Genomic DNA, 26,187 nt, shown 5'->3' on the forward strand with positions numbered 1-26,187 from the left:
TCCTGGTCTAGACGACGTCGAGCCGCTGCGCGTAGTGGCAGGCCACGTCGTGGTCATCGCCTTGTGCGTCACCGGGCCCCTCGGCACCGGGCCGGTCAGCACCGTGCTCACCGGCACCGGGCTCACCGGCACCGTGCTCACCGGCACCGGGCCCCTCGGCACGGCCCGTGAGCGGCAGTACGGCGGGCTCGGTGGTGACGCACCGGACCCGTTGCCCGTCCGTCAGCTCGGCGCGGAACTTCGGGCATCGGGTGCGGAAGCGGCAGCCCGACGGCGGGTGCGCCGGGCTCGGGAGGTCGCCTTCGAGCAGGATCCGGGCGCGGGTGCGCTCGCGGACCGGGTCGGGGAGGGGGATCGCCGACAGCAACGCCTGCGTGTACGGGTGGGCGGGCGCGCCGTAGACGGCGTCGACGGCCCCGATCTCGGCGATGCGGCCCAGGTACATGACGGCCACCCGGTCGGCGATGTGGCGTACCACCGCCAGGTCGTGCGCCACGAACAGGTAGGACAGGCCGAGCCGGGCCTTCAGCGCGCCCAGCAGATTGATCACCCCGGCCTGGATCGACACGTCGAGCGCGGAGACCGGCTCGTCGAGCACCAGCAGGCGGGGCTCCAGAGCCAGAGCGCGGGCGATCCCGATGCGCTGGCGCTGGCCGCCCGAGAAGTCCTGCGGGTAGCGCCCGGCGTGCTCGGGCGCGAGGCCGACCAGGTCGAGCAGCTCACGCACGCGCCGGGCCGGGTCGCCGACGGCATGGGTGCGCAGCGGCTCGGCGAGGATGTCGTGCACGGTCATGCGCGGGTCGAGCGAGGCCAGCGGGTCCTGGAAGACCACCTGCATGTCGCGCCTGATCTCCTTGCGCCCGGCGGCGCCGAGGCCGGCGGTGTCGCGGCCGAGCACGACGATCCGGCCCTGCTGCGGCGCGGCGAGCTCCAGGATCTCCATCAGCGTCGTCGTCTTGCCGCAGCCCGACTCGCCGACCAGGCCGAGCGTCTCGCCCCGGCGCACGTCGAAGCTGACGCCGGCCACGGCCTGCACGGTGCCGACCCGCCGCCTGAACAGCGCCCCCTTCAGCAGCGGGTAGTGCTTGACCAGCCCCTCCACCCGCAGCACCGGCGCCTCCGGCCGCACCCCCGCCACCCGCGCGCCGGCCACCGCACCCGCTGCGCCCGCGGCACCCGCTGCGCCCGCTGCACCCGCGGCACCCGTGGCGTCCCGGTCGCCGGCCATGCCGGAGGCGGCCGGGCGCGGGCCCGCCTCCTCCCACCGGACGCAGGCCGCCCGGTGGCCGGGGCCGACGTCGAACAGCGGCGGCTCCGCCTCGTCGCACACCGGCGCCCGCAGCTCGCAACGCGGCGCGAACGGGCAGCCGGGCGGCAGCGCGGCGGGCGAGGGCGGGCTGCCCTCGATGGGCGCCAGCGGCCGCCGCCCGTCGCGGTCGACGCGCGGGATCGACCCGAGCAGCCCCACCGTGTACGGCATGCGCGGCCGGTAGTAGACGTCGTCCACGTCGCCCACCTCCACCGGGCGGCCCGCGTACATGACCATCACCCGGTCGGCGAACCCGGCCACCACCCCCAGATCGTGGGTGATCATGACGATCGCGGCGCCGGTCTCGCGCTGGGCCGTCTTCAGCACCTCCAGGACCTGCGCCTGGACGGTGACGTCGAGCGCGGTCGTCGGCTCGTCGCAGATGATCACATCGGGGTCGTTGGCGATGGCCATGGCGATCACGACGCGCTGCCGCATGCCGCCGGAGAACTCGTGGGGAAAGGCCAGCGCCCGCTGCGCCGGGTTGGGGATGCCGACCAGGTCGAGCAGGGCGACGGCCTTGACCAGGGCCTGCTCCTTGGTGACCCGCTGGTGGACGCGCACGGCCTCGGCGATCTGGTCGCCCACCCGGTAGACGGGGGTGAGGGCGGACAGCGGGTCCTGGAAGACCATCGACATGGCCCGGCCGCGCAGCGCGGTCAGCTCCTTCTCGCGGGCGCCGACCAGCTCCCTGCCGTGCAGCCGCACCGAGCCGGTGACGCGGGCCCCGCGCGGCAGCAGGCCCATCACGGCTGCCGAGGTGACCGACTTGCCGGAGCCGGACTCGCCGACGATGCCGAGGACCTCGCCGGGGCGCACCTCGTAGCCGACCCCCCGCACGGCGTGCACGTCGCCGAACCAGACGTTGAGGTCGCGCACCTCCAGGACGGGCGCGGTCCGGAGGGCCTCGGTGGCCGGCGCGGTGGTCATCGCGCCCTCGTGGCGGCGGGGTCGAACGCGTCGCGCAGGGCGTCGCCGACGAGGTTGACCGCGAGCACGGTGACCACCAGCAGCCCGGCCACGAACCAGAACGTCCACGGCGCGTAGACGGCGGTCCTGGCGCCGTCGGCGATCAGCGTGCCGAACGACACGTCGGGCGGCTGGATGCCGAACCCGAAGTACGACAGCGACGTCTCGGTGAGGATGGCCGCGCTGACGTTGAGGGTGGCGTCGACGACGAGCAGCGACGACAGGTTGGGCAGCACGTGCCTGAAGATGATCGTCACCGGCGGGACGCCCATGAACCGGGCGGCCTGGATGAACTCGCGCTGCTTGAGCGAGATCGTCATCCCTCTGACGATCTTGGAGGTGACCATCCACAGGAACAGCGCCAGCATGACCACGAACAGCACCCACGCCCCCGACCCGAACAGCGGCGACATGATCGCCAGGATGAGGAACGCGGGCAGCACCAGGAGCAGGTCGGTGAGCCAGGTCAGCGCCCGGTCGGTCCAGCCGAGGAAGTAGCCGGCGAAGGCGCCCACCAGGGCGGCCAGCGCGGTGGACACCAGCGACGCGAGCAGGCCGACGACCAGCGACTTCTGCATGCCCCGCAGGGTCACCGCGAAGACGTCGGCGCCGGTCTGCAGGGTGCCGAGCCAGTGGGCGGCCGACGGCGGCTGCAGGAAGGCGGTGAAGTCGCGATCGGTGTAGGACCAAGGGCTGACCAGCGGGCCGGCGAAGGCGAGCAGGAAGAGCAGGCCGAGCGTGGCCAGCCCGACGCGCCCGCGCGGGACCGCCAGGAAGCGACGGGCCACCACCCGGCCCCTGGAGGGCGGCGGGGGCTCCGGGCCGCTACGGGTCAGGTCCTCGGCCAGTTCCTCGTCGGACAGCGTCATCCGGCCCTCACCCGCGGGTCGAGCGCGGCGTGCAGCAGGTCGGCGGCCAGCGCCGCGCACAGGACGGCGACCGCGGCGAGGACGGAGATGGCGGCGACCGTGTTGACGTCGTTGGTGAAGATCGAGTTGATCAGCTGCTCGCCCAGCCCGTGCCAGCCGAAGATCTTCTCGGTGAAGGTGGCGCCGGTGAGCAGGACTCCGAAGGTGAACGCGAAGTAGGTCACGACCGGGATCAGCGCCGTGCGCAGCGCGTGGCGGGTGAGCGCGGCGCTCCGGCTGAGCCCCTTGGCCCTGGCCGTCCGGACGAAGTCGGCGCCGAGCACGTCGAGCATCATGTTGCGTTGGTAGCGGCTGAACACCGCGACGAGCCCGAGCGACAGCGACACGGTGGGCAGAAGCAGGTGCTGGAGCCGGTCGACCGCCTGCCCCCAGAGCCCGGCGTCGAGCCCGTCGCTGTATTCGCCGCTCACCAGGAACACCTGGTGGCCGAAGAGGCGCTCGTTGGCCCAGGTGCCGGCCAGGATGAGCATGTTGGCCAGGACGACCACGGGCACGGCCAGCACCGCGAGCGACAAGCCGGCCGACACCCGGTCGAACCAGCCGTACTGGCCGATTGCGGCCAGCGCGCCGACGGCCACCCCCGCCAGGCTGCCGAAGACCAGCCCGAGCAGCACCAGCCGGGACGTCACACCGGCCCGCCGCCTGAGGTCGTCGCCGACCGGCGAGCCCGTCACACTCCTGCCGAAGTCGCCGTGCAGCACCCCGGCCGCCCAGGTGGCGTAGCGCTGGACCAGCGGCGTGCGGTCGTTGAGGTTGAGGGCGGTGAGCTGGGCGTCGACCACCGCCGCCGGCGGCTTGGGGGTGCGGTCGGCGTAGTTGGATCGCGGGTCGAGGGCGGTGGCGGCCAGCAGGTAGGCGAGGCTGGCGGCGACGGCGACGAGCACGAGGTAGTTGAGCAGCCTGCGGGCCAGGAACCCCGCCATCGTCCCCCCTCCCGCGCACGGTGCGTAGTCATATAGCTACACCATGCGCGGGGGAGGGTGCACGCAAGTGCGGGCTCAACGTCCGGAGAGTTCGTCCACCGCGGTGCGCACGTCGTCACTCGTGATCGTCGTCAGCTCGGCCGAGGTGGCGGAGCCGCCCTGCGCGGCCACGGCCGCCAGCCGCACGTCACGGCGCATGGCGGCCCGCTCGAACAGCGACCTGGCGAACCGGCCGTTGCCCAGCCCGTCGATCAGCCGTTCCTCGCAGACCCAGGTGAAGACCTCGTCCAGGTCGCGCAGCGCCGCCTCGTCGAAGCGGTCTCCCGCCTTCTCGGCCAGCAGCACCGCGATCTCCGACAGCTCGTCGGGGGTGTAGCTGGGGAAGGCGACGCGCTGGTTGAACCGGCTGGCCAGACCGGGGTTGGTGGCCAGGAAGGCGTCCATCTCGCGTTCGTAGCCGGCCAGCACGACGACGAGCCGGTCGCGGTCGTCCTCGGCCCTCTTGAGCAGCGTCTGCACGGCCTCGGCGCCGAACGCGTCGCCGCCGGAGTAGCCGGGGTTGACCAGGCTGTAGGCCTCGTCGACGAACAGCACGCCGCCGAGCGCCCGGTCCACCAGCTCGTTCGTCTTGATGGCGGTGGCGCCGAGGTGCTGGCCGACCAGGTCGGCGCGCTGCGCCTCCACCACGTCGGGCCGGGCGAGCAGGCCGAGCGCGGCGAAGACACGGCCGACCACGCGGGCGACGGTGGTCTTGCCGGTGCCGGGCGGGCCGACGAACACGAAGTGGCGCATCTGCTGCGGCGTGGGCAGGCCGCGCTCCTGGCGCATCCGGGCCACCTGGAGCTGCGCGGCGATGGCGTGGACCTGCCGTTTGACGGGGGCGAGCCCGGCCATGCGGTCGAGGTCGCCGAGCGCCTCCTCCAGGGTGGGCGTGGCCTCGTAACCGCGGAAGCGGGCGGTCAGCTCGTTGAACGCCTTGGTCACGTCGGGCGTGGTCGTGGTGACCAGGTCCTCGGTGGTCGGGGTGCCGCCCGCGCCCACCACGCGCACGTCGCGGGCCTGCGCGGCGGCCTCGACCAGGCTGCGGGCGAACCGGGCGTTGCCCAGCTCGTCGACCAGGCCGCGGCGCTGCACGTCCTCGAACAGGCCGAGCAGCGCGGCCCCGGTGTCGGTGGCCATCGTGTCGCCGCGGCGGCGCTGCAGCAGCCCGGTGATCTCGGCCAGCTCGGCGGGCGAGTAGCTGGGGAAGCGCACCCTGGTGGCGAACCTGCTGGCCAGGCCGGGGTTGGAGGCGAGGAAGGAGGTCATCTCCTGCTCGTAGCCGGCCAGGATGATGATCAGTCTGTCGCGGTCGTCCTCGGCCCTCTTGAGCAGCGTCTGCACGGCCTCCGCGCCGAACCGGTCGGGCTGCCCGTCGGAGGAGTTGACCAGCCCGTACGCCTCGTCGATGAACAGCACGCCGCCGAGCGCCCGGTCCACCAGCTCGTTCGTCTTGATGGCGGTGGCGCCGAGGAACTCCCCCACCAGGTCGGCCCGCTGCGCCTCGACCACGTACGGGGTCTCCAGCAGGCCGAAAGCGTAGAAGATCTTGGCGAGGGTACGGGCGACGCTGGTCTTTCCGGTGCCCGGCGGGCCGACGAACACGAAGTGGCGGGTCGGCCGCCCGGAGGTGTAGCCGGCCTCCGCGCGCAGCCGGGACGCCTCGATGGAGGCGGCGATGGAGCGGACCTGCTCCTTGACCGGCGCGAGACCGATCATGCTCTCCAGCTCGCCCAGCGCCTCCTCGACCGAGATGCTGGGCGGCGCCGCCGCCTTGTCCGCCTGGGGGCCGGGCCGGCCCTCGCGCACCCGGACGCGCAGTTGCTCCTGCTCGCGCGTGGTCAGCTCGGCCTTGGCCCGGCGGGCGAGCACGAAGCGGTAGAGCAGCACGACCGCCGCGGCGCCGTACGCGACCCAGACGGCGATGCCGTCGGAGACCGGCGACACGGCGGCGGCCAGCAGCCCGGCGGGGACGAGGGCGAGCAGCGCGGTCAGCCACGGCGCCACCCAGCGGATCAGGTGGGCGGCGGCGACGACGGGCACGGCGAGCACGAGCAGCAGCGTCGGGGCCGGCGATCGTCCGGGGAACAGCACGCTCATGACGGGCACCAGCGCCGCCCAGGCGCCCACCACCAGGGCGGTCGCGGCGGCGCGCGGGAAGCGCAGCGCGAGCGCGGCGAACCCGAGCACGATGAGCGTGATGAGGAAGGTCTGCCACAGGTCCCAGCCGAGCGCGGCGGCCAGGCCCACGGAGCCGATGAGCACGCCGGCGTACATCACCCGCCGGACGGCCGGGGGAAGGCGGAAGTAGCGCAGCCGCACCCTTTCGAACAGATCCCTCGCCGCGGCCCGCCCAGCGGCCTGGGTCCTGCCGGACTCACGCATCACGCCTCCCCGGTCCGCCCCCGGTTATACCGCACCGGACGGCCGATTGGGCGGACCTGACACGCCAGGTGAAGGTGACGGCCGGCGCCCCCGCGACTCCCCGCCCCACGGGCCCGCCCGGCGCCGGGGGTCGCGCTAGTGGCGCTGGTGCCGCCCCGGGAACTCCCCTACCAGCACCTGTTTGGGGGTGACGCGCAGGCTGCCCGGTCCGGCGACGGCGATGCCGCGCACCTCCACCCAGTGCCGCCCGCGCTCCGGGTCGGCGGCGAACACGGCCACTCTCGGGTCCGCCTCCACCGCCTGCCACGCCTCGTCCTCGACGACCACCCTCAGGTCGCCGGCCGGCCCCACCGAGGTCGCGGCGCCCACCATCCGGGGGCCGAGGGGGTCGCCGAAGGTCAGCACGGCGCTCCGGGCGTAGGCGAACGCCCGCCGTACGCGGGGATGCAGCGGCACGGACGGGTCGGCGCCGGCGGGCAGGTCGCACCGCAGCAGGGAGGACCGCCAGGGGCCCGGCACGCCGCGCCACCAGGCGCGCGCCGACAGCAGCGCGAACATGACCGCCACGACCGCCAGCGCGGCCGGGCCCGCGAGCCGTGCCCAGACGGCTCCCAGCGCGCCGCCCGCCGCGCAGCCGGCGGCGGCGAGCACGAGCAGCACGACGGCGCCGGCCGGCCAGGGGTCGTCGCGATACGCACGCCCGGTTGCACCGACGCCGCGCCGCGCGCGCCCGGAGGAGAGGGGAACGCCGCCGGAGCCACGGTGGACGTGATCAGCGGGGCGAGGGACCTGGCCGGAGGCGCCGTAGACGTGATCAGCAGGACGGGGGCCGCGGCCGGCGGCGCGGTGGACGTGATCAGCGGGGCGGGGGACGCGGCAGAAGGCGCGCAGCAGCGGGTACGGTGCGGCGGCGGCGAGGACTCCGGCGGCCACCGCGACCGGGGCCGCCCGCGGTTCGGCGACGAGCGCGACGGCCGTCAGGGCGGCGAGGACCGACCAGGTGCGGCCGATGAGGATCCACAGCGCCACGCCCGCGTTCCGCCGCGCCACCCGCACCCCGTGCACGCCGCCTGCCCCCACGTCTCCTCGGGCCACCCGCACCCCGTGCACGCCGCCCGCCCCCGTGTCCCCTCGCGCCGCGCGCTCCGCCCGCTCCGCCGGGCCGCCCGCGTCGTGCTGCGCCGCCCCTTCCTCGGTGGTGCTCGCGTCGGAGGTGGCCTCCGGTCCGTCCGTGCCGGGCGCGTTCGCGGGGTGGGGGATGAAGGAGGCGGTGGTGAAGAGGGAGAGGGCCTGGAGGGGGTGGCCGCGCCAGGTCTGGGCGAGCAGGCGGAGGGCCGCGTGCGCGGGCCCGCTCAGCACCGCGATCAGCCCCAGCCCGCCCCACACCGGGCCCAGGAAGGGGGACGTTCCCGGCAGCAGGGCCGATCCGAGCCACCCGGCGAACGCCCCCACCGACACCACCGCCGACAGCACGGCCGCGCCGAGCCACGGATCGCGGGCGAGCATCGCGGGCACCCACCGCCAGATCCGCACCCGGCGTGCCTGCCGGAGCGTGAGCGGCACCAGGGCGGCGAGCCCGGCCAGCCCTGCCATCCCGGCCGGGCCGCCGAGGTCGAAGGCCGTCGCGAGCGTCGTGGCCGCAACCGTGGCGAGTGCCGCCAGGAGGTGGGCCTGGCGCGACCACACCTCCAGCGCCCGTCTGGCGCGGCCGGTCTCCCGCGGGTCGATCGGCCAGGCGGGGTCGTGGTGGGCACGGGCCGGGTCCCAGCGCAGCAGCGCGAGGCCGAGGTTGACGCGGGCCTGAAGGTGGCCGGGGTCGAGGTCGAGGGCGGTCCGGTAGGCGGCTTCGGCGCGATCGTGCGTGCCGCGCAGCAGGGCCAGGTCGCCCTCCAGGACGAGGGGTTCGGGGCGTTCCGGCGCGTACCTGCGGGCCAGCGCGGCCTGGCCGGCGGCCTCGTCCCAGTGGCCGGGCAGGTGGCTGAGCACCGTGGCCAGCCCCAGCCGGGCGGCCCAGGAGCCGGGCGCGAGCCGTACCGCGTGCCGGGCCGGTGGGAGGGCGTCGCGGTCGCGGCCGAGCCGTTCGAGGGCGAGCCCGGTGAGGCGGTGCGGCCACTCGCCGGCCGGGTCCAGGTCGGCGGCGGCGCGGGCCGCGCTCAGCGCGTCCTCGGGGCGTTCGGCGTGGAGCCGGGCGGCGGCCTCCGCACACCATTCGCGTGAGGATTTGTCCGCTTTTTCGTCACTTTTGCTACCATTTCGAGCTATCCCCACGCTGCCCATCGTCGGCCGGTGGGTGAACCTTGAACAGATCCCGACATAGGGCTGTATCTCTCTAGAGAGGTACGGGTGGGGACCTTGGATGCGTCGATACCGCTATACCAAGTGCATGCCATGGCCTAAGCTGCCACGCAGGCCGGAGCCAGGGAGCCCGAGAGCAGAGAGCGAGGCACGAGCCGGCGGGTTCCGCGGCGGCGGCGAGCACCAGCACGTGCGGGCCAGTTGTGACCGGACCGGCCCGCAAGGAGGCCCATGACCGTCACGAAGGCCGCGCCCGTCATCCGGCGTGCGGCTCGGCAGCCACAGGACAACCGCTGGGCGATCCTCCTGGTGCTCTGCCTGAGCCTGCTGCTGATCACCGTCGACGCCACCGTCCTGCACATCGCCGTTCCCGCGCTCACCGCGGCGCTGGAGCCCTCGGCGGTGCAACTGCTGTGGATCATCGACGTGTACTCGCTCGTCGTGGCGCCGCTGCTGATCATGTTCGGCACGCTGGGCGACCGCTACGGGCGAAAACGGCTGGTGCTGGCCGGGTTCGTGCTGTTCGGGGTGGCCTCGGCCGCGGCCGCCTTCTCCCCCACCCCGCTCGCCCTCATCCTGTCCCGGGCGCTGCTCGGCGTTGGCGGAGCCATGATCATGCCGGCCACGCTGTCGCTGATCCGCCAGGTCTTCACCGACCGCCGCGAACGGGCCATCGCGCTGGGCGTCTGGAGCGCGGTCGCCGCCGCCGGCGCCGCGGTCGGGCCGATGATCGGCGGGGTGCTGGTGGGCCTGTGGTGGGGCGCGGTGTTCCTCGTCAACGTGCCGATCCTGCTCGTCCTGCTGCCCGCCGCCGTCCGGCTGCTGCCGGAGTCGCGCGGGCGAGCCGACCACGCGTGGGACGGGCTGAGCGCGGTGCTGTCCGTGCTGGGCATCCTGGCCCTGGCGTTCGGGCTCAAGGAGGCCGGGTCGGGCAGCCTGATGCCGGTCGGCGCCGCTCTGGCGATCTTCGCGGGCGGGGTGGCGCTGCTCGTGTGGTTCGTCCGGCGGCAGTCGCGGCTGGCGACGCCCCTGCTGGAGGTGGGCCTGTTCCGCGACCGCGGGTTCACCACCGGGGTGGCCGGGGTGCTGCTGGGCGTGTTCGCGCTGGTGGGGCTGCAGCTCATGCTGGCCCAGTACCTCCAGCTCGTGCTCGGCGACAGCCCGGTGCGCGCCGCGGTCAGGATGCTGCCGCTCGTCCTGTCGGCCATCGCGGGCGGGCTCGCGGCCGCCCACATCCTGCCCCGGCTCGGCCTGCGCGGCACTATGAGCGGCGGGCTCGGCCTGGTCGCGCTCGCCCTGACCCCGACGTTGGGCTGGGGCGTGGAGGGGCATCCGGTGATGCTCGCGATCTGCTTCGTGGGCATCGGGTTCGGAGTCCAGGTGGCGCTGCTCGCCGCGTCCGACACGATCATGTCGGCCTGTCCGGAGTCCCACGCGGGCGGCGCGGCCGCCATCGAGGAGACCGCGTACGAGCTGGGGGCCGGGCTGGGGGTCGCCGTGCTCGGCACGATCACCGCGATCGTTTACGCGCCGGGGCTGCGACCCGTGCCCGGAGTGCCCGAGGTCGGCATGGACCAGGCGCGGCAGTCGCTCGCCGGAGCCGCCCACGTGGCGAGTGAGATGGGCGGTAGCACCGGCGACGCGTTGCTGTCCGCGGCCCGGTGGGCCTTCGTCAACGCCCTGCACACGACCGTGGTCGTGAGCGTCGTCCTGCTCAGCCTCACCGCCGTCGCCGTGGCCGTGCTGCTGCGCCGTGATCGAGGTGTGCCATGACCCCCTCCGGGCAGACATCTACCGTGAAACAGGCCCTCCGTGACATCGCCGCGTTAGTCGCCCGCCTCGGCGTGGGCGGCATCGTCTTCGCCAACGGCTGGCACAAGCTGGAGGAGGGCCTCAACTCCACGGGGGCCGACTTCCTGGCGCAGGGCGCGCCCGCGCCGCGGGCCTGGGCGACGGTGACCATGCTGGCCGAGCTGATCGGCGGGGCGCTGCTGATCGCCGGGCTGATCGTGCCGGTGGTGGGGCTGCTGCTGTTCGCCGAGTCGCTGGCGGTCTTCCTGGTGGCGCCGCCGCTCAACCCGATCAGCCTGAACGAGCTCATCCTGCTCGGCGTGGCGGCGCTGCTGCTCGCCGTGGTGGGGGCGGGGCGCGTGTCGGTCGACCACATGGTGGTGATCCGGCGCAGGGAGTCGGCCGCGGCCAGCGAGTTCGCCGCCGACACCGAGGCCGACCGGGTCATCGCCTCCCTCCGCGACCCGGACGATCCCCCCGGGACCGCCGCGGGCGGGACCCCTGTCGCCGACGCCCGGGCGGAGGGCGGCGCGGCGGGAGACGGCGCGCCCGGCGGGTCGAAAGGCGACCTGGCGGACCGCATGGCGGACACGGCTCCGCAGCCCGCGGCCGACCTCCCCGTCGCCGACCCCGCACCGGCCGACGAGTCCGCTTCCTCCGCCGTGCCCGGCGACACGCTGGTGGCCGGCAGCAAGAAGCCGCGGCCGCGCGGCCGCCGTGCTCCATCCGGCGACTGAGCCCGCACCCTCGGCGACCTGGGCCGCACCCTCGGTGATGACGTCGCGTGCGCCCAGCGAGCGGGGCCGCGGGTGGATGCCCGGTGGCGTCAGCCCCGGAACAGTCCGAGCAGCTCTCCGGCCCGTTCGGTCCGGCTGATCCACACCTCCCGGCCGCGCCGCTCCCTCACGATGAGGCGGGCGGCGCTCAGCCGGTCGCAGTGGTACGTGAGCCCGCTGGGCGCGATCTGCAGGCGGGCGGCCAGCATGCTCATGGTCATGGGCCGGTCCAGCATGTCGAGCAGGGCGGCGCGGACGGGCCCGACGAGCGCCGACAGCTCGTCCACGGCCGGGGCGGCGCCGGGGCGCCACAGCGACTCCGCGCCGGGCAGCGGGTAGCCGATCCACACCACCTCGGGGTTGTCCAGGCTGACGATCAGCGCGTCCCGGCCCGCCAGCATCGGCACGAGGATGACCGGCCGCTCGCCGAGTTCGAACCGGCTGGCCTCGATGTCGCCGATGAGCAGCCCGTCCTCGGTGCCCACGATGCGGTCGGTCAGGGAGCCGAACAGGAGCTCGGGGCCACCGCGCACGCTGGCGACGCCGATCCGCTCGACCTCCTTGCGCAGCAGCGGCAGGGCCCGCTCCCACAACGGCTCGACGGCGTTCCAGACGTCGGTCAGCGCGTCGGCGTACCCGCTCAGCCACTGCGCCGGGCGATCGGCGGCGGCACGCCAGTGACCGGGCAACGGCCCGGCGCCGAATGCCTGTTCCAGGTCTCTGATCAGGGTGTCCGGAGAGGTGTCGCGCAGCGCGCTGATCTGGCTGTGCACGGAGACGTCGCCCACCGGAGCGCGCGGGACGACGGCGTCGGGCGCGACGGAGTAGCCGGGCGCCGCCAGCGGCCGCACGGCCGCGTGTCCCGACCGGCCGACCCGGGAGGCGATGGCTCTGCGCAGCGGTTCGGGCAGCCCCCGCCGCCGGCCCGCGAGAGCGTCGGCGATCATGGCGAGCACAGTGAGGTTGGACGACATGGACACGGACAGGTGCGGCGTGGATGAGATGCGCAGTTCGCTCCACACGTTGGTCTTGGCTACTTCGGCCCCCATAAGTCGTTCTTGTCGGTGGCCGGAACGGTAGAGCGGAGGGCTTACTCCCGGCTTACAGGCGCCTTTCCTCTCGCCTGTCGCCCGGCTCGGCGGCCACGGCCTCGCGCCGGCGCCCGCGCCGGAACGGCACCCCCTGGGTGAGGGCGATGGCGGCCAGGATGACCACGGCGCCCACCGGCTGGTTCCACGTCAGCGCCTCCCCCAGCACCAGCACGCCCGACAGCGCCGCGAACACCGGCAGCAGGTAGGTCACCGTGGACGTCGTCGTCACCCCGGCACGCACCTGCACCCAGTAGAGCAGCAGGTACGCCGTCCCGGTGCCGAGCCCGCCCAGCGCCAGCATGCTCCACCAGACGGCCGCCGGGACGGTGGTGTCGACCAGCGGCACCCCGGCGAGCAGCGTCAGGACCGCGAGCTGCGCCGTGCCGCTCAGGAGCTGTCCGGTGGCCAGCACCACCGCCGGTTCGGTCCGCCGGCCGGTGACGAACCGGCCCAGGTACGCGCCGCCCACGCCGTAGCACATCGCGGCGGCGAAGCAGGCCAGGCTGCCCGCGAGCTGCCCGCCGCCCAGCGGCTGCCACACGCCCAGCACCACCATGACGCCCGCGAACCCGAGCCCCAGCCCGGCCACGCGGCTCCGGGTGGCCCGCTCGGTGCGCAGGAGCAGGGTGAAGGCGAGGGTGCACAGGGGCGTGGTGGCGTTCCAGATCGACGCGACGACCGAGGAGACGTACTGCTCGCCGTACGCGAAGAGGGTGAAGGGCAGCGTGGTGAGCACCACGGAGGCCACCTGGAAGTGACCCCACAGGCGAGGGTCGCGCGGAAGCGCCTTCCGGCCGACGGCCAGGGCGACGAGCAGCGTGAGGGTCCCCACGGCCATCCGCCCGAACGACACCTGCAGAGGATGGAGGGACCCCACCGCCACCTTGATGAAGAAGAAGCTGTTGCCCCAGATCGCGGCGAGCGCCACGAACCCCGGCAGCCACCGCCCCGCGTTCTTGATCCGCACGCCGTGCCTCCCGCTTGATGAGCCACCCGGAGCGTAGCGGCTGCGGCTACCGAAGTCGCAGGGATATTTCCGCATTTTCGACCGCAAAGCTGCTGCGTAGTCGAAGGCGCCTCCCCGATGATGTGCCGGTGAGATCGGGAGTGAAGATCCATGAGGCGTCGCTGACCCGGGCCGCGCGGGACCTGAGGGAGGCCACCGAGCTGTTCGGGCGGCACACCGAGACGTTGCTGGCGGTCACCGCCGGCGGCGGACGCTCGCCCTGGGGGGTCGGCGTCGTCAGCATGGCCATGGACCAGGTCAACGAGCTGCTCGGCACGGCCTGCCGTCACCTGCACGCCAACCTCCACGGGAGCGGCGCGGGCTTTCAGACGATGGCCGACCTGCACGCCACCGCCCGGGGCTCCGCCCTGGCCACCGTTCTCGCGCTGGACGGCGTCGTGGATCCGGCCACGAGCGCGACCCGCTTCGCGAACTCCGACCGGGTACCGGACTCGTCCGGCCGCGTGCCGGTCGAAGCGCGCGGGGCCGCACCGGCTACGGCCGACCAGGAGCACGGCCTGATGCTCCCGCCGAGCCTGGAGACCGCCTTCGCGATGCTGGGCGTGCCGTGGCCCACCCAGGACGAGGGCCGGTTACGCGCGTGCGCCGTGGCCTACCGGGCCTGCGCCGGCGCGCTCACCACAGAGATCATCCCCCTCGCCCACCACGCCGTCGGGCACGCCAGGGTGAACAACGCGGGGGACGCCATCGAGACCGCCATCGCGTTCTGGGCCGGCTACCACCACGAGGGTGACGACTCCGGGCACCTGTCCAGCCTCGCCGCCGCGCTGGACGCCCTGGCGGACTTCCACGACCTGTCCGCCCGCTTCGTCGCGGGCGTCAAACGGTTCCTGCTCGTGCTGGCGAGCCTCGTGGCCGCCGCGCTGGTGTGGGCCGCGATGGCGACCGTCCTCGGCGGCGGGATCGGCGCGCTGAACGCGCGGGCGGTGATCGCCGGGCTGCGGGGCATCGCCAAGCGCTTCGTGACCGCCTTCCGTCGCCGGCTCGAACAGCTCCTCGGCCACGCCGTGGTCCGCGGCGTCCAGGCCCGCCTGCGCCGGATTCTCGCCGCCCGGAGCCCCCGCGCCACCGCCACCGCGCAGCGGGCCGCCACGCCGGCGCGAGCGGGGACCGCTGCACCACCGGACGTTCCCACGGCGACACCCCCGGTCGCGCAGCGGACGGCACCACCCGAACCCCCAGACCCGACACCCCCGCTCCCACAGCGGGCGGCACCACCCGAACCCCCGGACCCGACACCCCCGCTCGCGCAGCGCCCGACACCACCCGAACCCCGGGAACCGGCACCGCCGGTCGCGCAGGAGCCGCCCCCGCCGGTGGCCGTGCAGGCGACACCGCCCAGCGCCGGGACGGCCTCCCCGTACCGCTTCGAGCCGACCGATCCGCCCGCGGGGCAGTACAGCCAGGAGAAGATAGCGCGCATCCGGGAGAACATGACGCGGGACGGGTGGGTGGGCCGCGCCATCTTCGTGGTGCACCACGAAGGCCGGATGTTCGTCGTCGACGGCAATCATCGCCTGCGGGCGTCGGAGGGTGTGCTGGACGAGATCCCGTTCAAGGAGGTGCAGCTGCCCTTCCTGGGCTACCGGCACATGAGGGACGTGCTGGAGGGCTGGGACATGAACAAGAGGATGCTGCCGGACTGGATGAGGGAGCGAGGCGCGCACGGCCCGGGCGACGGCTGAGCGTGGATGATCGGCTCAGCCGCCATGAGGGGATGGTGACAAAGAGCACTGGCTGCTGGTCAGCCTGGCCGACATGCTCGGCCGGACTGTAGTTGCGTGACGGCCTCAGCGAGGCGCCGGCCCGCTCCGACCAGGAGGGGCGGCGCTTCGCGGTGGCCGGCGAGGAGGCGGGCTGACCGCTACCGCGCCATCCCGGCCATGACGCGGTCGACGATGCCGTCGCTGCCTTCCTGGCGGGCGCAGTGGGCGCAGCAGTACCAGTGCTCGCCCGACTGGACGCCGTGCCCGATGACCCTGGTGCCGCAGTGCTCGCAGATGGGCGCCATGGCCTGGATCGCGCACTGGAAGGAGTCGAAGGTGTGCACCGCGCCCTGCGCGTGCACGTCGAACGACATGTCGTAGTCGTTGCCACAGGTTTCGCAGACGGCCATGGTGCTCTCCTCGGGCTGCGGGCTCGCGGGTGCCATACCCGGTCCCGTGCCCGGGTTGTCCCAACCGCTGCCCATATTCGGGCCAGGTGCCGAACAAGGTCAGGGGCGCAGCGCGCGGACCAGGAGCGGGAGGGCGAGCAGCCCGAGCAGGGCCAGGGCCGCCGGCAGGCCCTGCCAGGCGGCCAGCACGCCGACGAGGACCGGGCTGGCGACGAAGGCCGTGTAGGAGATGGCCGAGACGGCCGACACGAGCGTGCCTCCCGGGTCGTCGGCGGCGGCGCGGCTGAGCAGCGCCGGCACCACCGGGCCCAGGGCGAGGCCGGTGAGCGCGAAGCCCGCCAGGGAGACCGCCACCGGCCCGGGGCCCGTGCCGAGGCCGAAGCCCGGCCCGGCCGGCCCGCCCCAGCCTGCCAGGGCGATGCCCGCCCCGCCGCCCAGCCCGGCCACGAGGTAGAGGGCGCGCATCGGCACGGGAGGCAGCGCCTGGACGATCAGCCGGCCCGCGGTCAGTGCCGCCATGTACGCCGCGGGCGCCGCGCCCGCCAGCACGGCCGACGCCGCGCGGTGCTCCTCCAGCAGCAGCACCGACCACTGCTCCACCGCGTTCTCCACGACGAGCACGCAGGCGGCCAGCCCGCCCAGCACCACCGCGTGCGACCACCGGCGCCGACCTTCGCGGTGCCCGCCGGAGGCGGGGCCGCGGCCCATCGGCAGCCGCAGCAGGCCGGCCGCGGCGGCGACCGCCAGCAGGGCGACGGCCGCCAGCACCGCCTCCGTGCCGAGCCCGAGCTGGCGGGCCAGCCCGGTGGCCGGGGCGGCGAGGATGACGGCGACGGGGAAGGCCGCGTGCACCGGCTGGAACAGCCTGCGGCCGCTCTCCCGCTCGGCCCGGCCGGTGGCCAGGTTGAGGGCGACGTCGAGCGCGCCACTGGCGGCTCCGAGCAGCAGCAGCGTCACCGCGAACGCCGCCGGGGACCGGGTCCACCCGATCGCCGCGACCGCGGCGGCGAAGAGCACCGTGACCCCGAGCAGGGCCTCGCGCTCCCTCCCCCGGGCCAGCCGGCCGGTCAGCGCCATCGCCGGGATCGCCCCCACGGGCACGGCGGTCAGCGCGAACCCCAGCTCGGCCGTCGAGGCGCCGAGTTGGTCCTTGACCGCCGGCAGCAGCGCGGACCACGCGCCCCAGAAGGCTCCCCAGGCCGCGCAGACCAGGATGAGCGGAGTGCCCCGATATTTCACCGATTCCCCTCACGCGGTCGTCAGCCCATGGTAAAGATCGACGATGCCATTCGACGGAAGGAGCACCGTGCTCACGCGTACGATCATCGCGGCCGCCCTGGTCGCCGGCGGGATCGCCGCCACGCCCGCCGCCGCCCACGCCGCCGCCCACGCCACGGCCGCCTACACCCCGGAGCAGGTCTGCGGCAAGGGCTTCCACCGCGTCAAGGACGGTCACCGGGCGATGAAGACGCGCAAGGGAACGGTATACGGGCACGTCTACCTCATGTACAGCAAGCGCAGCGGCAAGAACTGCGTGGCCGCGATCAAGACGCGCTGGGCCGGGGAGCGCACGGTCACCGGCGCACGGCTGGTGGTGAAGGGTGGCGGCAGGTCGGAGGACGTGCAGCGCTACCGCTACTACGCCGAGACCGGCCACGTCGACGGAAGCTGGAAGTGCGTGACGTACGAAGGCTGGACCCGTGACCCGGACAACAAGATCACGGCGTGGGGCGGCCGCACCTCCTGGGGCAACTGCCAGGGGTAGCGGCGAGGTTGTCACATCCGGCGGGGCTGTCCCGTCCTTGGCTCGGTACGACATCCCGACTCAAGGAGGTTCACGATGAGCCCACGGCTCAACGTGGCGGAACTCGCCCCCGAGGCGTTCAAGTCCTTCCTCGCCGTGGAGGGCTTCCTGGCCGGCAGCGGCGTGCCGCACGGCACGATCGAGCTGCTCAAGCTCCGGGTCAGCCAGATCAACGGCTGCGCGTTCTGCGTGGACATGCACAGCCGCGACCTGCAGGGGAGCGGCGAGAGCGACCAGCGGATCTGGTCGGTGGCGGCCTGGCGGGAGGCGACCTGCTACACCCCGGCGGAGCGGGCCGCGCTCGCGCTGGCGGAGGAGGCGACCCGGCTGGCCGACCGGGTGGCCGTGCCCGACGAGGTGTGGCAGGAGGCGGCCGGGCACTACGACGACGAGCAGCTCGCGACGCTCGTGGTCGCGATCGCCATGATCAACGCCTGGAACCGGATCGCCGTCCCGACCCGCCAGGTGCCGGCGGGCGCGTAGCGAGACGTCCGGCACACGATTTCCCTGCCGAGTCTCTTCTTACACTGGCCTTACGGATGTATCTGTAGATAACTTTGGTAACAGCAACATCACGGGGGGCTCCATTGAAGAGGCTGGCGGTGGTGTCACCGCATGTCGTCAGGCACAAGGTTCGTGACATCCGTTCGGCCGGCCGCCGCAGGCCCGCACCCCCCGATCCCAAGGTCGTCGACCTGCGCGCCTACACCGGTCGCAACGTGATCCGCTTCCCCGGCGGGCCGACGCCCGCCGCCTAGCGACCGAACGGCCCGCGTTCCCCCTTCACGGGGGCGCGGGCCGTCGTCCGTCCGCCGTCAGGCGTAGAGCTGATTGGCGTAGGAGTCGCCGTAGTACGCCTCGAGCCGCTCGATCGGCTCCTCGACCTGCTGCACCTCCTTGACCAGCGCCGCGTGCGAGGGCAGCGGGTCGGGGCCCCAGCGGTCGGGCCGCCACAGCGAGGAGCGCATGAAGGCCTTGGCGCAGTGGAAGAAGATCTGGTCGATCTCCACGACGATCGCCAGGTGCGGACGGTGGCCCTTGACGATCATCTCGTCGAAGAACGGGGCGTCGCGCAGGAGCCGGGCGCGACCGTTGATCCGCAGGGTCTCGTTGCGGCCGGGGATCAGGAACAGCAGCCCGACGTGCGGGTTGCGCAGGATGTTGTGGAAGCCATCGGCCCTGCGGTTGCCGGGCCGGTCGGGGATGGCGATCGTGCTGTCGTCGATGACGTACGTGAAGCCGGCGGGGTCGCCCTTCGGCGACACGTCACAGCCGCCCTCCGCGTCGGAGGTGGCGATCAGGCAGAACGGCGAGGCGGCCAGCCACTGCCGGTCCCGCTCGTGCAGCCGGGGCCGCTCCTTGGTGGCCGCGCGCGGCTTGACCTCGCCCAGCAGCTCCCGCAACTCGGTCTCGGACCCGATTTCCACCCAGCTCATACGATCTCCCTTCGAAGTCCGGCCCCATCTTGTCAGGGGAGCGGGTCCAGCATCCGGTGGGGCACCCGCAGGGCCGCGCTGACCGGGTCGTCGCGGAGGTGCTCCAGGCCCGGGCCTGGCCGTACCTCCACCTCCTCGACCGGCACCTGCCCGGCACCGCAGCCGGAGCAGGTGGCGGCCCGGTCGAGCCGGCCGCCGCAGGCCGCGTGGAAGAACAGCCGGCGCGGGCCGGTGCGGGTGAGGTGGCGCTCGCCCCAGTGCGACAGGGCCAGCAGGGGCAGCCACAGCTCGCGGCCGGTCTCGGTGAGGACGTACTCGTCGCGCGGCGGGGTGTCCTGGTAGCGGCGCCGGTCGAGCACGCCGGCCTCGACCAGGGTGGTCAGCCGCTGCGACAGGACGGCCCGGGGGATGTCGAGGTGGGCCAGGAAGTCGCCGTAGCGGCGCACGCCGTACAGGGCGTCGCGGACGACGAGCATCGTCCACCGCTCGCCGATCAGCTCCAGGGCCTTGGCCAGCGAGCAGTCCTGGCCGTCGTAGTTCTTGCCGAGCGCCATGCACCCACCTTAGTTCATTCACCGAACCGTGGTACCGTCCCGTCCATGAGTTCAATGACTGAACTGACCAGGCGACCGGGGACGACGCTGGCCGTGGCGTCCGCCGCGCCCCTGCTGGTGCTGACCGCCTTCACCGCGCCGATGGTCACGCTGCCCGACACGGCACGGGCGCTCGGCGCCGGGCCGACGGGCCCGGTGTGGATCCTCGGCTCGATCGCGCTGGGGCTGTCGGCGCTGCTGCTGGTGTCAGGCGGACTGGCCGACGACCACGGACGCCGGCGCGTGCTCGTGGCCGGGTCGGCGGTCCTCGCGGTGGCGAGTGCGGCGGTGGCGCTCAGCACGTCCGTGCCGGTGTTCGTGGTGGCGCGTTTCGCGCAGGGCGGCGCGGGGGCGGCGATGCTCGCGGCGAGCCTCGGACTGGTCGGCCACGCCTATCCGGCGGGTCGTGACCGGGTGCGGGCGACCGGCAGGTACGGGGCGATGATCGGGCTGGGCACCGCGGTGGGCCCGCTGCTGTCCGGGGCGCTGGCCGCGGCGGCGAGCTGGCGGGCGATCCACTGGCTGACGGCCGTCTCGGCGCTGGCACTCGCGGTCGTGGCGGCCCGCAGGCTGGCGGAGTCGCGCTCGGCCGATCCGCGCCGGCTCGACCTGCCCGGGGTCATGCTGTTCGGCCTGGGCGTGACGGCGCTGGTCGCGGGGGTGACCGAGGGGCGTCTCGGCTGGTCGCGCCCGGTCGTGGTCGGGGCCTTGGCGCTGGCGGCCGTACTGGTCGCGGCGTTCGTGGCGGTGGAGCGCGGCCGACCGCAGCCGCTGCTCGACCTGGGGCTGTTCCGGCGGCCGGTGTTCCTCGTGGCGACGGGCGGGGCGCTGGTGGTCGGGGCGGCGATCGTCGGGTTGCTCGCCTACCTGCCGACCGTGTTGCAGCAGGCGCACGGGCTGACGCCGCTGCAGACGAGCCTGCTGTTCGGTCTCTGGTCGGTGCTCTCGTTCGCCGGGTCGCTGCTGGGCGGGCGGCTGCGGCTCGGCTCGGCCGCGCGCCTGGCGACCGGGCTCGCCCTCACCGCGGCCGGTTTCGCGGCGCTGCTGGGCGTCGGCTCGCTGTTCCGGCTCGACCTCGTCCTCACCGGGCTCGCGGTGAGCGGGGTCGGGTCGGGGCTGATCAACTCCTCGATCACGCACCTGGCGATCGAGAGCGTGCCGGCGCACCGGGTGAGCATGGGCTCGGGGGTCAACAACACCGCCCGCTACGTGGGCAGCTCGCTCGGGGCGGCCGGCGTGGCGGGGGCCGTCGCGCAGTGGGGACCGGCGCAGGGGACGACCGTGGCGGTGGCCGCGTGCGTCGCGCTGACGGCGGCCATGGCGCTCGTGGCCCTGCTCACCCGTCGCTGAGCAGGGCACGCGCTACCAGCGGCGGGCGCGCGCCATGACGTCGAGCAGCGCGTCACGCTCGGCGGCGAACCGGTCCGGGTCCACGCCCTCGCGCTCGGCCCGCAGGTGGAGCAGCGTGAGCTCGGTCGCCGCCTGCTGGTAGTCGCTCATCGCCCGGCCCAGGCCCTCGCCCCTGGCCCACTTCCGGGCGCGCCTGCGGCCGGGCAGCGAGCTCAGCATCGTGATGTCCTGCTCGGTGACCAGCCCGGTGGACCGGTACCAGGGCAGGTAGGCCCCCATCCGGCCGACGAGCTGCCGGCGCTCGCGCACCGTCACCACGACGAGCAGCACCAGCGCAGCCATGATGACCAGGTAGGCGCCGCCGAGCCAGGGCAGCGACTGCATCGAGGCGCCGCCGTTCCACAGCCCGTGCAGGACGACCGCCGCGAGGTAGCCGAGCGGGATCATGGCCAGCCGGGCGGGCCCGCGCCGGGTCAGGGCGTAGGCCACGCCGAGGCCGATCATCGAGGTGTAGACGGGGTGGCCGAGCGGGTCGATGAGCCCCCGGATCAGGAAGAGCTGCATCGTCGCGCCCATCCCGCCCTGCAGGTACGCGCTCAGGTAGTAGCCGACGTTCTCCACGGCCGCGAAGCCGAGCCCGGCCAGGGAGGCGTACACGATGCCGTCGGTGAGCCCGTCGATCTCCCGCCTGCGGCGCAGGAGCAGCAGTAAGGCCGACCCCTTGAGCGCCTCCTCGATCACCGGCGCCAGGAACACGGTGCCCACCGCGTCGACCACCTGCGAGCCGTACCCGGCCCGCGCGAACAGCGCCTCGCCGGCCAGCGTGAGCCCGATCGCCAGCACGACCGCCACGCCCGCCCCCCACGCGAACGCGAACGCCAGGTGCAGGCGCGGCTCCGGCTCCAGCCGGTCGAGGGAGAGCACCGCGGCGAGCAGCACGGGCAGCGGCGCGACCGCCAGCAGCAGCGACAGGCCGAAGCCGACGGGCCCGCCGCCCGCCATGAAGATCCCGAGCACGACGACGGCCGCCAGGCTCGAGATCACCAGGCCGATCAGCAGGGCCTTGCTGGGCCGGTGGATCGGCAGCGCGGACCGAAGGTGGACCGTCATCGTCACGCCTTTCTCCCTGGGGCCTCCCACTATGGATCCGCGGCATCTACGGACGCTTGACGGCCGCTTGCGGGCCCCGATCCACCCGTGCGTTTCTGCGGAACGCCGGTACAGTGCCCGTAAAGAGGGAGGAAAATCACTAATGCCGGACGAAAGCCACGGACCGGGCGGCGCGCCTCTCGGGGACGAGCAGTTGTCGAGCCTGCTGGGCAGCCAGCGGTTCGGCGCGCTGGCGACCGGCACGGGCGGCGGCCGCCCCCACGTGTCCACGGTCCGGTACGCCTGGGACCCCGCCCAGCGGGTGGTGCGGATCTCGACGACCGCCGACCGGCTCAAGGTGGGCCGGCTGCACGAGGACCCGCGCGGCGCCCTCTACGTGGCCAGCGACGACTTCGGGTCGTTCGCGGTGGCCGAGGGCCTGGCGGAGCTGTCGCCGGTGAGCACCGAGCCGGGCGACGAGGTGAGCCGGGAGCTGCTGGCCCTGCGGCCGGAGCCCCGCGACGCGGCGGAGGAGGCCGCGTACCTGCGGCGGATGGTCGCCGACCGGCGCATGGTGATCAGGTTGCGGGTGACGCGGCTGTACGGGACCGTGGTCCCGGCCACCCGACCCTGACCCCCTCAGCGCAGCGCCTCGACCGGCTCCATGCGGGCGGCGCGCAGCGCCGGATACAGCCCGGCCAGCAGCCCCACCACGGCCCCGGCCAGCGGCGCCGCCGCCGCCAGCCGCACGTCCAGCACGGGCGTCCACTGCCGGGCGGCCGAGATCGCCACGATCGCCGCCACCCCCAGGCTGGCGCCGATCACCCCGCCCGTCAGCCCGACCAGCGTCGACTCCAGCAGGAACTGGCCCGCGATGTGCCGGCGCGCCGCGCCCAGCGCCCGGCGCAGCCCGATCTCGGGCTTGCGCTCCATCACCGTGACCAGCGTGACGTTGGCGATGCCGACGGCGCCGACGACCAGCGAGACCAGCCCGAGGATCAGGAACAGGGCGTTGACGTCGCCCTGCACGGCGTCCCGCGCCCTGGTCGGCGTGGCCGGGGCGGTGACCTGGAGCAGGTTGCGGTGGCCGGGGCTGAGCGCGGCCGGCGCCTGCCCGGCGATCAGCTCGGCGGCGCCGAGCCGGGTGTTGACCAGCACCCGGGTGACGTCGCGCAGTCCGAACCTGCGGCCGATGGTGGGCGGGATGAGCACGGCGCTGCTCAGGTTGCGCTCGCGGCGCAGGTCGCCGAGAACGCCGATGACCGTGTAGGGCTGCTCGCCGATGAACACGGCGGGCGACCGGTCGAGCCTGGTGACGCCGAGCAGCCGGGCCGCCTGCTCACCGAGCACCACGACCCGTTCCTTCCTGGCCACGTGCCCCTGGTCGAAGAAGCGGCCCAGCATCATGCGCCCGCGCGCGGCGGACGGCAGGCCGGGTGTGGCGGACACCACGGTGAGCGTCCGCCCACCGGCCCTGGTCGGGTCGACGAGCCGGTTGGCGCGCACGGCGACGTTCGCGCTCTCGTCGCTCTCGGCCAGCGCCGCCGCCGACGACACGCCGCGCAGCCGGGTCACCTGGTCGACGGCGTCCCAGGCCACGAGCGGCGAGTCGTGCTCGGGCACGTCCACGGTGACGGCCGTGGCGGTCAGCTCGTCGAACCGGCCGACGATCTGGTTGCCGGCCGTGGCCGCCACGCCGAGCGTGACGACGAGCGTCGTGATGCCGAGCACCGTCCCGAGCGTGGTGAGCGCCGTCCGGACCGGCCGGGCCAGCATCCCGGCGAGAGCCTCGCCGGCGAGGTCGCGCACGTCCATGTCACTCCTCCGTCAGCACGCCGTCGACGATCCTGGCCCGGCGCGCGGCCCGCTCGCCGACCTCGCTCTCGTGCGTGATGACGATGATGGTCAGGCCCTGCTCCCGCAGCTCGTCGAACAGGTCGAGGACGCCTTCGGTGTTGCGGCTGTCGAGGTTGCCGGTGGGCTCGTCGCACAGCAGCAGGGACGGGCCGCCGAGCAGCGCGCGGGCGATGGCGGCCCGCTGCCGCTCGCCGCCGGACAGCCGGTCGGGCGGGAACCCTGCGCGGTGCCCGAGCCCGACCCGCTCCAGCGCGGCCAGCGCGCGTTCGCGCCGCCCGCGCCGGGGGTGCCGGCCGTACAGCTCGGCGAGCATCACGTTCTCCACCACGCTGCGGTGTGCCAGCAGGTGGAACGCCTGGAACACGAACCCGATGCGCCGGCCGCGCAGCCTGGTCCGCGCGCCGTCGGCGAGCGTCGTCGTCTCGACGCCGTCGAGCCGGTAGCTGCCCGTGGACGGCCGGTCGAGCAGACCGAGCACGTTGAGCAGGGTGGACTTGCCGGAGCCGGACGGGCCGGCGACGGCCAGGTAGTCGGCCCGTCCGACGCTCAGGCTGACGCCCGACAGGGCGCGCACGGGCGGGTCGGCGGCGTAGTCGCGGCCGATGCCCGCCAGCTCGATGACCGGCTCAGACACCGCCCACCACCACCCGGTCGCCCGCGCGCAGGTCGCCGGTCACCTCGACCTTGCCGTCCGCGGTGAGCCCGGTGCGCACCTCGACCTCCTTGACCTGGTCCGGCGCCACCTCGACCTGCACCCGCGGGCGGCCGTCGGCGGCGGTCACCACGGCGGCCGACGGGACGGCCAGCACCTGCGCGCCGGTGGCGCCGACCGTCACGCGGGCCGTGACCGTCTCCCCGGACCAGCGCTTCAGCCCGGCCGCCGACGACGGGGTGATCAGGACGGGCTCGGAGCCGGCCTCCTGCTCGCCGTCGTCCTTCTGCCTGGCGGCCACGCCGGCCGCCCGCTCCCCGATGGCGGTCAGCGTGGCGGGGTACGTCCTGCCGGTCTCGGTCTCGATGACCGCCCGCATGCCCTCCTTGAGCAGGTCGGCGTCGGCGGCCTCGACGGCGCCCGCGACGACGAACGACGAGCCGGTCACGGTGGCGACCGCCTTCTCGACTGTCTCACCGGCCTTGACCTGCGTCTTGTGCAGGCGGACGGGCAGCTTGGGCAAGAAGACGATCTCACCGGGCGGGATGGTGGTGCCGTACGTGCGCTCGAACTCAGCGAGCAGCGCCCCCGCGGCTGCCAGGTCCTCCTTCGCGCCGGCCACCTTGAGCCGCGCCGGTGAGAGGTGCCGAGCCTGGCGCAGTGCCTGCTCGGCGGTCCGCAGGGCCTCCTTCCTGTCGCGTACGGTCTTGCGCGCCTCCTCCAGCCGCCCGGCCCGGGCCTCGCCGGCCTCGCGTTCCAGCCGGTCGAGAGCCGCCCGGGCGGCGTCCAGCTCCGCCCGGGCGTTGGCGACCCGGAGTTCCGGCAACCGGGTGTCGGCGGGCGGCGTGGGCGCGGGTCCCGGAGAGGGTGCTGTGGTCGTGGGCGTGGGCCCGGCAGTGGATGCGGTGGGTGCGGCGGTGGGCGGCCTCGTGGCCTCGGCGAGCGCCTGTTCGGCTTCCAGGAGCTTCTCCTCGGCGGCCCGCACGGCGGCTTCGGCGGCGTCCCACCTCGTCTCCTCCTCCGGAGTGAGCCGCTGCCGCACGGCCCGGTCGAGCGCGCGCTCGGCCGCCTTCAGGTCCGCCTCGGCGTTGCTCATCCTGGTCTTCAGCGGCAGCACGTCCCGGCCGGCGTCGAGCGCCCTGCGTTCCGCCGCGAGGGTCTCGCGCGCGGTCCGTACGGCTTTGCGCAGCGTCTCGCGCTGCTGCCTGGCCTCCAGGGTCGGTTGCTGGGCGGTGTACCCCTTCCTGGCGTAGAAGCGGGTGACGGCGGCGACGGTCGCCCGGTCGAACACCCCGGTGACGGGCGGCCGGTGGCCGAGCCGGCGCAGCGCCCGCTGGAGCTGTCTGACGTCGGCCCCCTTCGCGCCGGGGACGATCGTGCGGTGCATCGGCACCTTGCCGGTGAGGACGAACACCGGGCGGCCGTTGACCTCCATGAGCAGGCCGCCCTCCCTGAGCCGGCCGGGACGCGGCGCCCGGGTGGCCCGCTGCAGCGCGTCCTGCCCGCCGACGACACCGGCCAGCGTGACCGCGAGGGGGGAGCCGTACTCCAGGGTGCCGCTGACGACGACGGTGCTGGTCAGCTTGACCCGCTCGACGGGCGCCGTGACCAGCGACGGTCTCGGCGGCCTGCGCAGCGCGGCCTCGTCGGCCGGGGAGCGCAGGCGGGTGCTGACGGCCCATCCGGCGCCCGCGATCACGAGGACGCCGGCGAGCACGATGAGCAGAACCTTACGAGGGGATTTCATGATCGTCGG

23 protein-coding genes are annotated in these 26,187 nt (G+C 74.2%); 8 read left to right on the forward strand and 15 right to left on the reverse strand.

Going from position 1 to position 26,187, the window contains the following annotated elements; translation table 11 throughout:
• Positions 1–7: 7 nt before the first annotated feature.
• The 5 genes from FHU36_RS29800 to FHU36_RS29820 form a co-directional block, all read right to left on the reverse strand.
• Positions 8–2,239 (reverse strand): dipeptide ABC transporter ATP-binding protein, encoded by a 2,232-nt coding sequence (locus FHU36_RS29800; RefSeq protein WP_185087077.1) that lies wholly within the window; start codon positions 2,237–2,239, stop codon positions 8–10.
• Positions 2,236–3,147, reverse strand: coding sequence for an ABC transporter permease (locus FHU36_RS29805; RefSeq protein ID WP_185087078.1), 912 nt, complete (start codon positions 3,145–3,147; stop codon positions 2,236–2,238). Before FHU36_RS29805 ends, FHU36_RS29800 begins: the two co-directional genes overlap by 4 nt.
• Positions 3,144–4,130 (reverse strand): ABC transporter permease, encoded by a 987-nt coding sequence (locus tag FHU36_RS29810; RefSeq protein WP_185087079.1) that lies wholly within the window; start codon positions 4,128–4,130, stop codon positions 3,144–3,146. The genes FHU36_RS29805 and FHU36_RS29810 overlap by 4 nt, the downstream gene beginning before the upstream one ends.
• A 75-nt stretch (positions 4,131–4,205) precedes the next feature.
• The gene (locus FHU36_RS29815; RefSeq protein ID WP_185087080.1) at positions 4,206–6,554 is read right to left on the reverse strand and encodes an AAA family ATPase; all 2,349 of its coding nucleotides are present in this window, start codon (positions 6,552–6,554) and stop codon (positions 4,206–4,208) included.
• A gap of 135 nt (positions 6,555–6,689) precedes the next feature.
• Complete coding sequence (locus FHU36_RS29820; RefSeq protein WP_185087081.1) at positions 6,690–8,822, reverse strand: hypothetical protein; 2,133 nt, start codon at positions 8,820–8,822, stop codon at positions 6,690–6,692.
• Positions 8,823–9,080: 258 nt separating this feature from the next.
• Here FHU36_RS29820 and FHU36_RS29825 point away from each other — a divergent pair, with 258 nt between their 5' ends.
• Positions 9,081–10,622: an MFS transporter gene (locus FHU36_RS29825; protein WP_185087082.1), complete on the forward strand. Its 1,542-nt coding sequence runs from the start codon at positions 9,081–9,083 to the stop codon at positions 10,620–10,622.
• Between the two features lie 23 nt (positions 10,623–10,645).
• Positions 10,646–11,377, forward strand: a complete 732-nt coding sequence (locus FHU36_RS29830; RefSeq protein ID WP_185087083.1) for a DoxX family protein — start codon at positions 10,646–10,648, stop codon at positions 11,375–11,377.
• An 89-nt stretch (positions 11,378–11,466) separates the two neighbouring features.
• Here the strand turns inward: FHU36_RS29830 and FHU36_RS29835 are convergent, their stop codons facing one another.
• Together FHU36_RS29835 and FHU36_RS29840 are read right to left on the reverse strand one after the other, a co-directional pair.
• Positions 11,467–12,465 (reverse strand): ArsR/SmtB family transcription factor, encoded by a 999-nt coding sequence (locus FHU36_RS29835; RefSeq protein ID WP_185087084.1) that lies wholly within the window; start codon positions 12,463–12,465, stop codon positions 11,467–11,469.
• Positions 12,466–12,517: 52 nt separating this feature from the next.
• The gene (locus FHU36_RS29840; RefSeq protein ID WP_312891916.1) at positions 12,518–13,474 is read right to left on the reverse strand and encodes a DMT family transporter; all 957 of its coding nucleotides are present in this window, start codon (positions 13,472–13,474) and stop codon (positions 12,518–12,520) included.
• Positions 13,475–13,602: 128 nt separating this feature from the next.
• On the opposite strand from FHU36_RS29840, the gene FHU36_RS29845 reads away from it, so the two are divergent.
• On the forward strand, positions 13,603–15,219 hold the full coding sequence (locus FHU36_RS29845; RefSeq protein WP_185087086.1) for a ParB N-terminal domain-containing protein: 1,617 nt from the start codon (positions 13,603–13,605) through the stop codon (positions 15,217–15,219).
• A gap of 179 nt (positions 15,220–15,398) precedes the next feature.
• Here the strand turns inward: FHU36_RS29845 and FHU36_RS29850 are convergent, their stop codons facing one another.
• The gene (locus FHU36_RS29850) at positions 15,399–15,650 is read right to left on the reverse strand and encodes a metallothionein (RefSeq protein WP_185087087.1); all 252 of its coding nucleotides are present in this window, start codon (positions 15,648–15,650) and stop codon (positions 15,399–15,401) included.
• 99 nt (positions 15,651–15,749) lie between these two features.
• Positions 15,750–16,889 (reverse strand): MFS transporter, encoded by a 1,140-nt coding sequence (locus FHU36_RS29855; RefSeq protein ID WP_185087088.1) that lies wholly within the window; start codon positions 16,887–16,889, stop codon positions 15,750–15,752.
• 67 nt (positions 16,890–16,956) lie between these two features.
• On the opposite strand from FHU36_RS29855, the gene FHU36_RS29860 reads away from it, so the two are divergent.
• The 3 genes from FHU36_RS29860 to FHU36_RS29870 all read left to right on the forward strand — a co-directional run bounded on the left by FHU36_RS29860 (position 16,957) and on the right by FHU36_RS29870 (position 18,212).
• Positions 16,957–17,415 carry a hypothetical protein gene (locus FHU36_RS29860; protein ID WP_185087089.1) on the forward strand — a complete coding sequence of 153 codons (459 nt, stop codon included), beginning with the start codon at positions 16,957–16,959 and terminating at the stop codon, positions 17,413–17,415.
• Positions 17,416–17,490: 75 nt separating this feature from the next.
• Positions 17,491–17,937 (forward strand): carboxymuconolactone decarboxylase family protein, encoded by a 447-nt coding sequence (locus tag FHU36_RS29865; RefSeq protein ID WP_185087090.1) that lies wholly within the window; start codon positions 17,491–17,493, stop codon positions 17,935–17,937.
• Positions 17,938–18,059: 122 nt separating this feature from the next.
• Positions 18,060–18,212 carry a hypothetical protein gene (locus FHU36_RS29870; protein ID WP_185087771.1) on the forward strand — a complete coding sequence of 51 codons (153 nt, stop codon included), beginning with the start codon at positions 18,060–18,062 and terminating at the stop codon, positions 18,210–18,212.
• Between the two features lie 57 nt (positions 18,213–18,269).
• Here the strand turns inward: FHU36_RS29870 and FHU36_RS29875 are convergent, their stop codons facing one another.
• On the reverse strand, positions 18,270–18,890 hold the full coding sequence (locus FHU36_RS29875) for a pyridoxamine 5'-phosphate oxidase family protein (protein WP_185087091.1): 621 nt from the start codon (positions 18,888–18,890) through the stop codon (positions 18,270–18,272).
• Between the two features lie 32 nt (positions 18,891–18,922).
• Entirely contained in the window at positions 18,923–19,444 is a 522-nt protein-coding gene (locus FHU36_RS29880; protein ID WP_185087092.1) for a winged helix-turn-helix transcriptional regulator, read from the reverse strand.
• Between the two features lie 45 nt (positions 19,445–19,489).
• On the opposite strand from FHU36_RS29880, the gene FHU36_RS29885 reads away from it, so the two are divergent.
• On the forward strand, positions 19,490–20,833 hold the full coding sequence (locus FHU36_RS29885) for an MFS transporter (RefSeq protein WP_185087093.1): 1,344 nt from the start codon (positions 19,490–19,492) through the stop codon (positions 20,831–20,833).
• A gap of 12 nt (positions 20,834–20,845) precedes the next feature.
• On the opposite strand, the gene FHU36_RS29890 is transcribed toward FHU36_RS29885, so the two are convergent.
• Positions 20,846–21,943: a PrsW family intramembrane metalloprotease gene (locus FHU36_RS29890; RefSeq protein WP_246502980.1), complete on the reverse strand. Its 1,098-nt coding sequence runs from the start codon at positions 21,941–21,943 to the stop codon at positions 20,846–20,848.
• Positions 21,944–22,085: 142 nt separating this feature from the next.
• Here FHU36_RS29890 and FHU36_RS29895 point away from each other — a divergent pair, with 142 nt between their 5' ends.
• Positions 22,086–22,556, forward strand: a complete 471-nt coding sequence (locus FHU36_RS29895) for a pyridoxamine 5'-phosphate oxidase family protein (RefSeq protein ID WP_185087095.1) — start codon at positions 22,086–22,088, stop codon at positions 22,554–22,556.
• 5 nt (positions 22,557–22,561) lie between these two features.
• On the opposite strand, the gene FHU36_RS29900 is transcribed toward FHU36_RS29895, so the two are convergent.
• Genes FHU36_RS29900 through FHU36_RS29910 form a run of 3 tightly spaced genes read right to left on the reverse strand, consistent with a single transcriptional unit; the run spans position 22,562 to position 26,178 of the window.
• Positions 22,562–23,737, reverse strand: coding sequence for an ABC transporter permease (locus FHU36_RS29900; RefSeq protein WP_185087096.1), 1,176 nt, complete (start codon positions 23,735–23,737; stop codon positions 22,562–22,564).
• Between the two features lies 1 nt (position 23,738).
• Positions 23,739–24,413 (reverse strand): ABC transporter ATP-binding protein, encoded by a 675-nt coding sequence (locus FHU36_RS29905; protein ID WP_185087097.1) that lies wholly within the window; start codon positions 24,411–24,413, stop codon positions 23,739–23,741.
• Entirely contained in the window at positions 24,406–26,178 is a 1,773-nt protein-coding gene (locus FHU36_RS29910; RefSeq protein ID WP_185087098.1) for a peptidoglycan-binding protein, read from the reverse strand. The genes FHU36_RS29905 and FHU36_RS29910 overlap by 8 nt, the downstream gene beginning before the upstream one ends.
• Positions 26,179–26,187 lie beyond the last annotated feature (9 nt).

This window comes from Nonomuraea muscovyensis (assembly GCF_014207745.1).
GTDB classification, from domain to species: Bacteria; Actinomycetota; Actinomycetes; order Streptosporangiales; family Streptosporangiaceae; genus Nonomuraea; species Nonomuraea muscovyensis.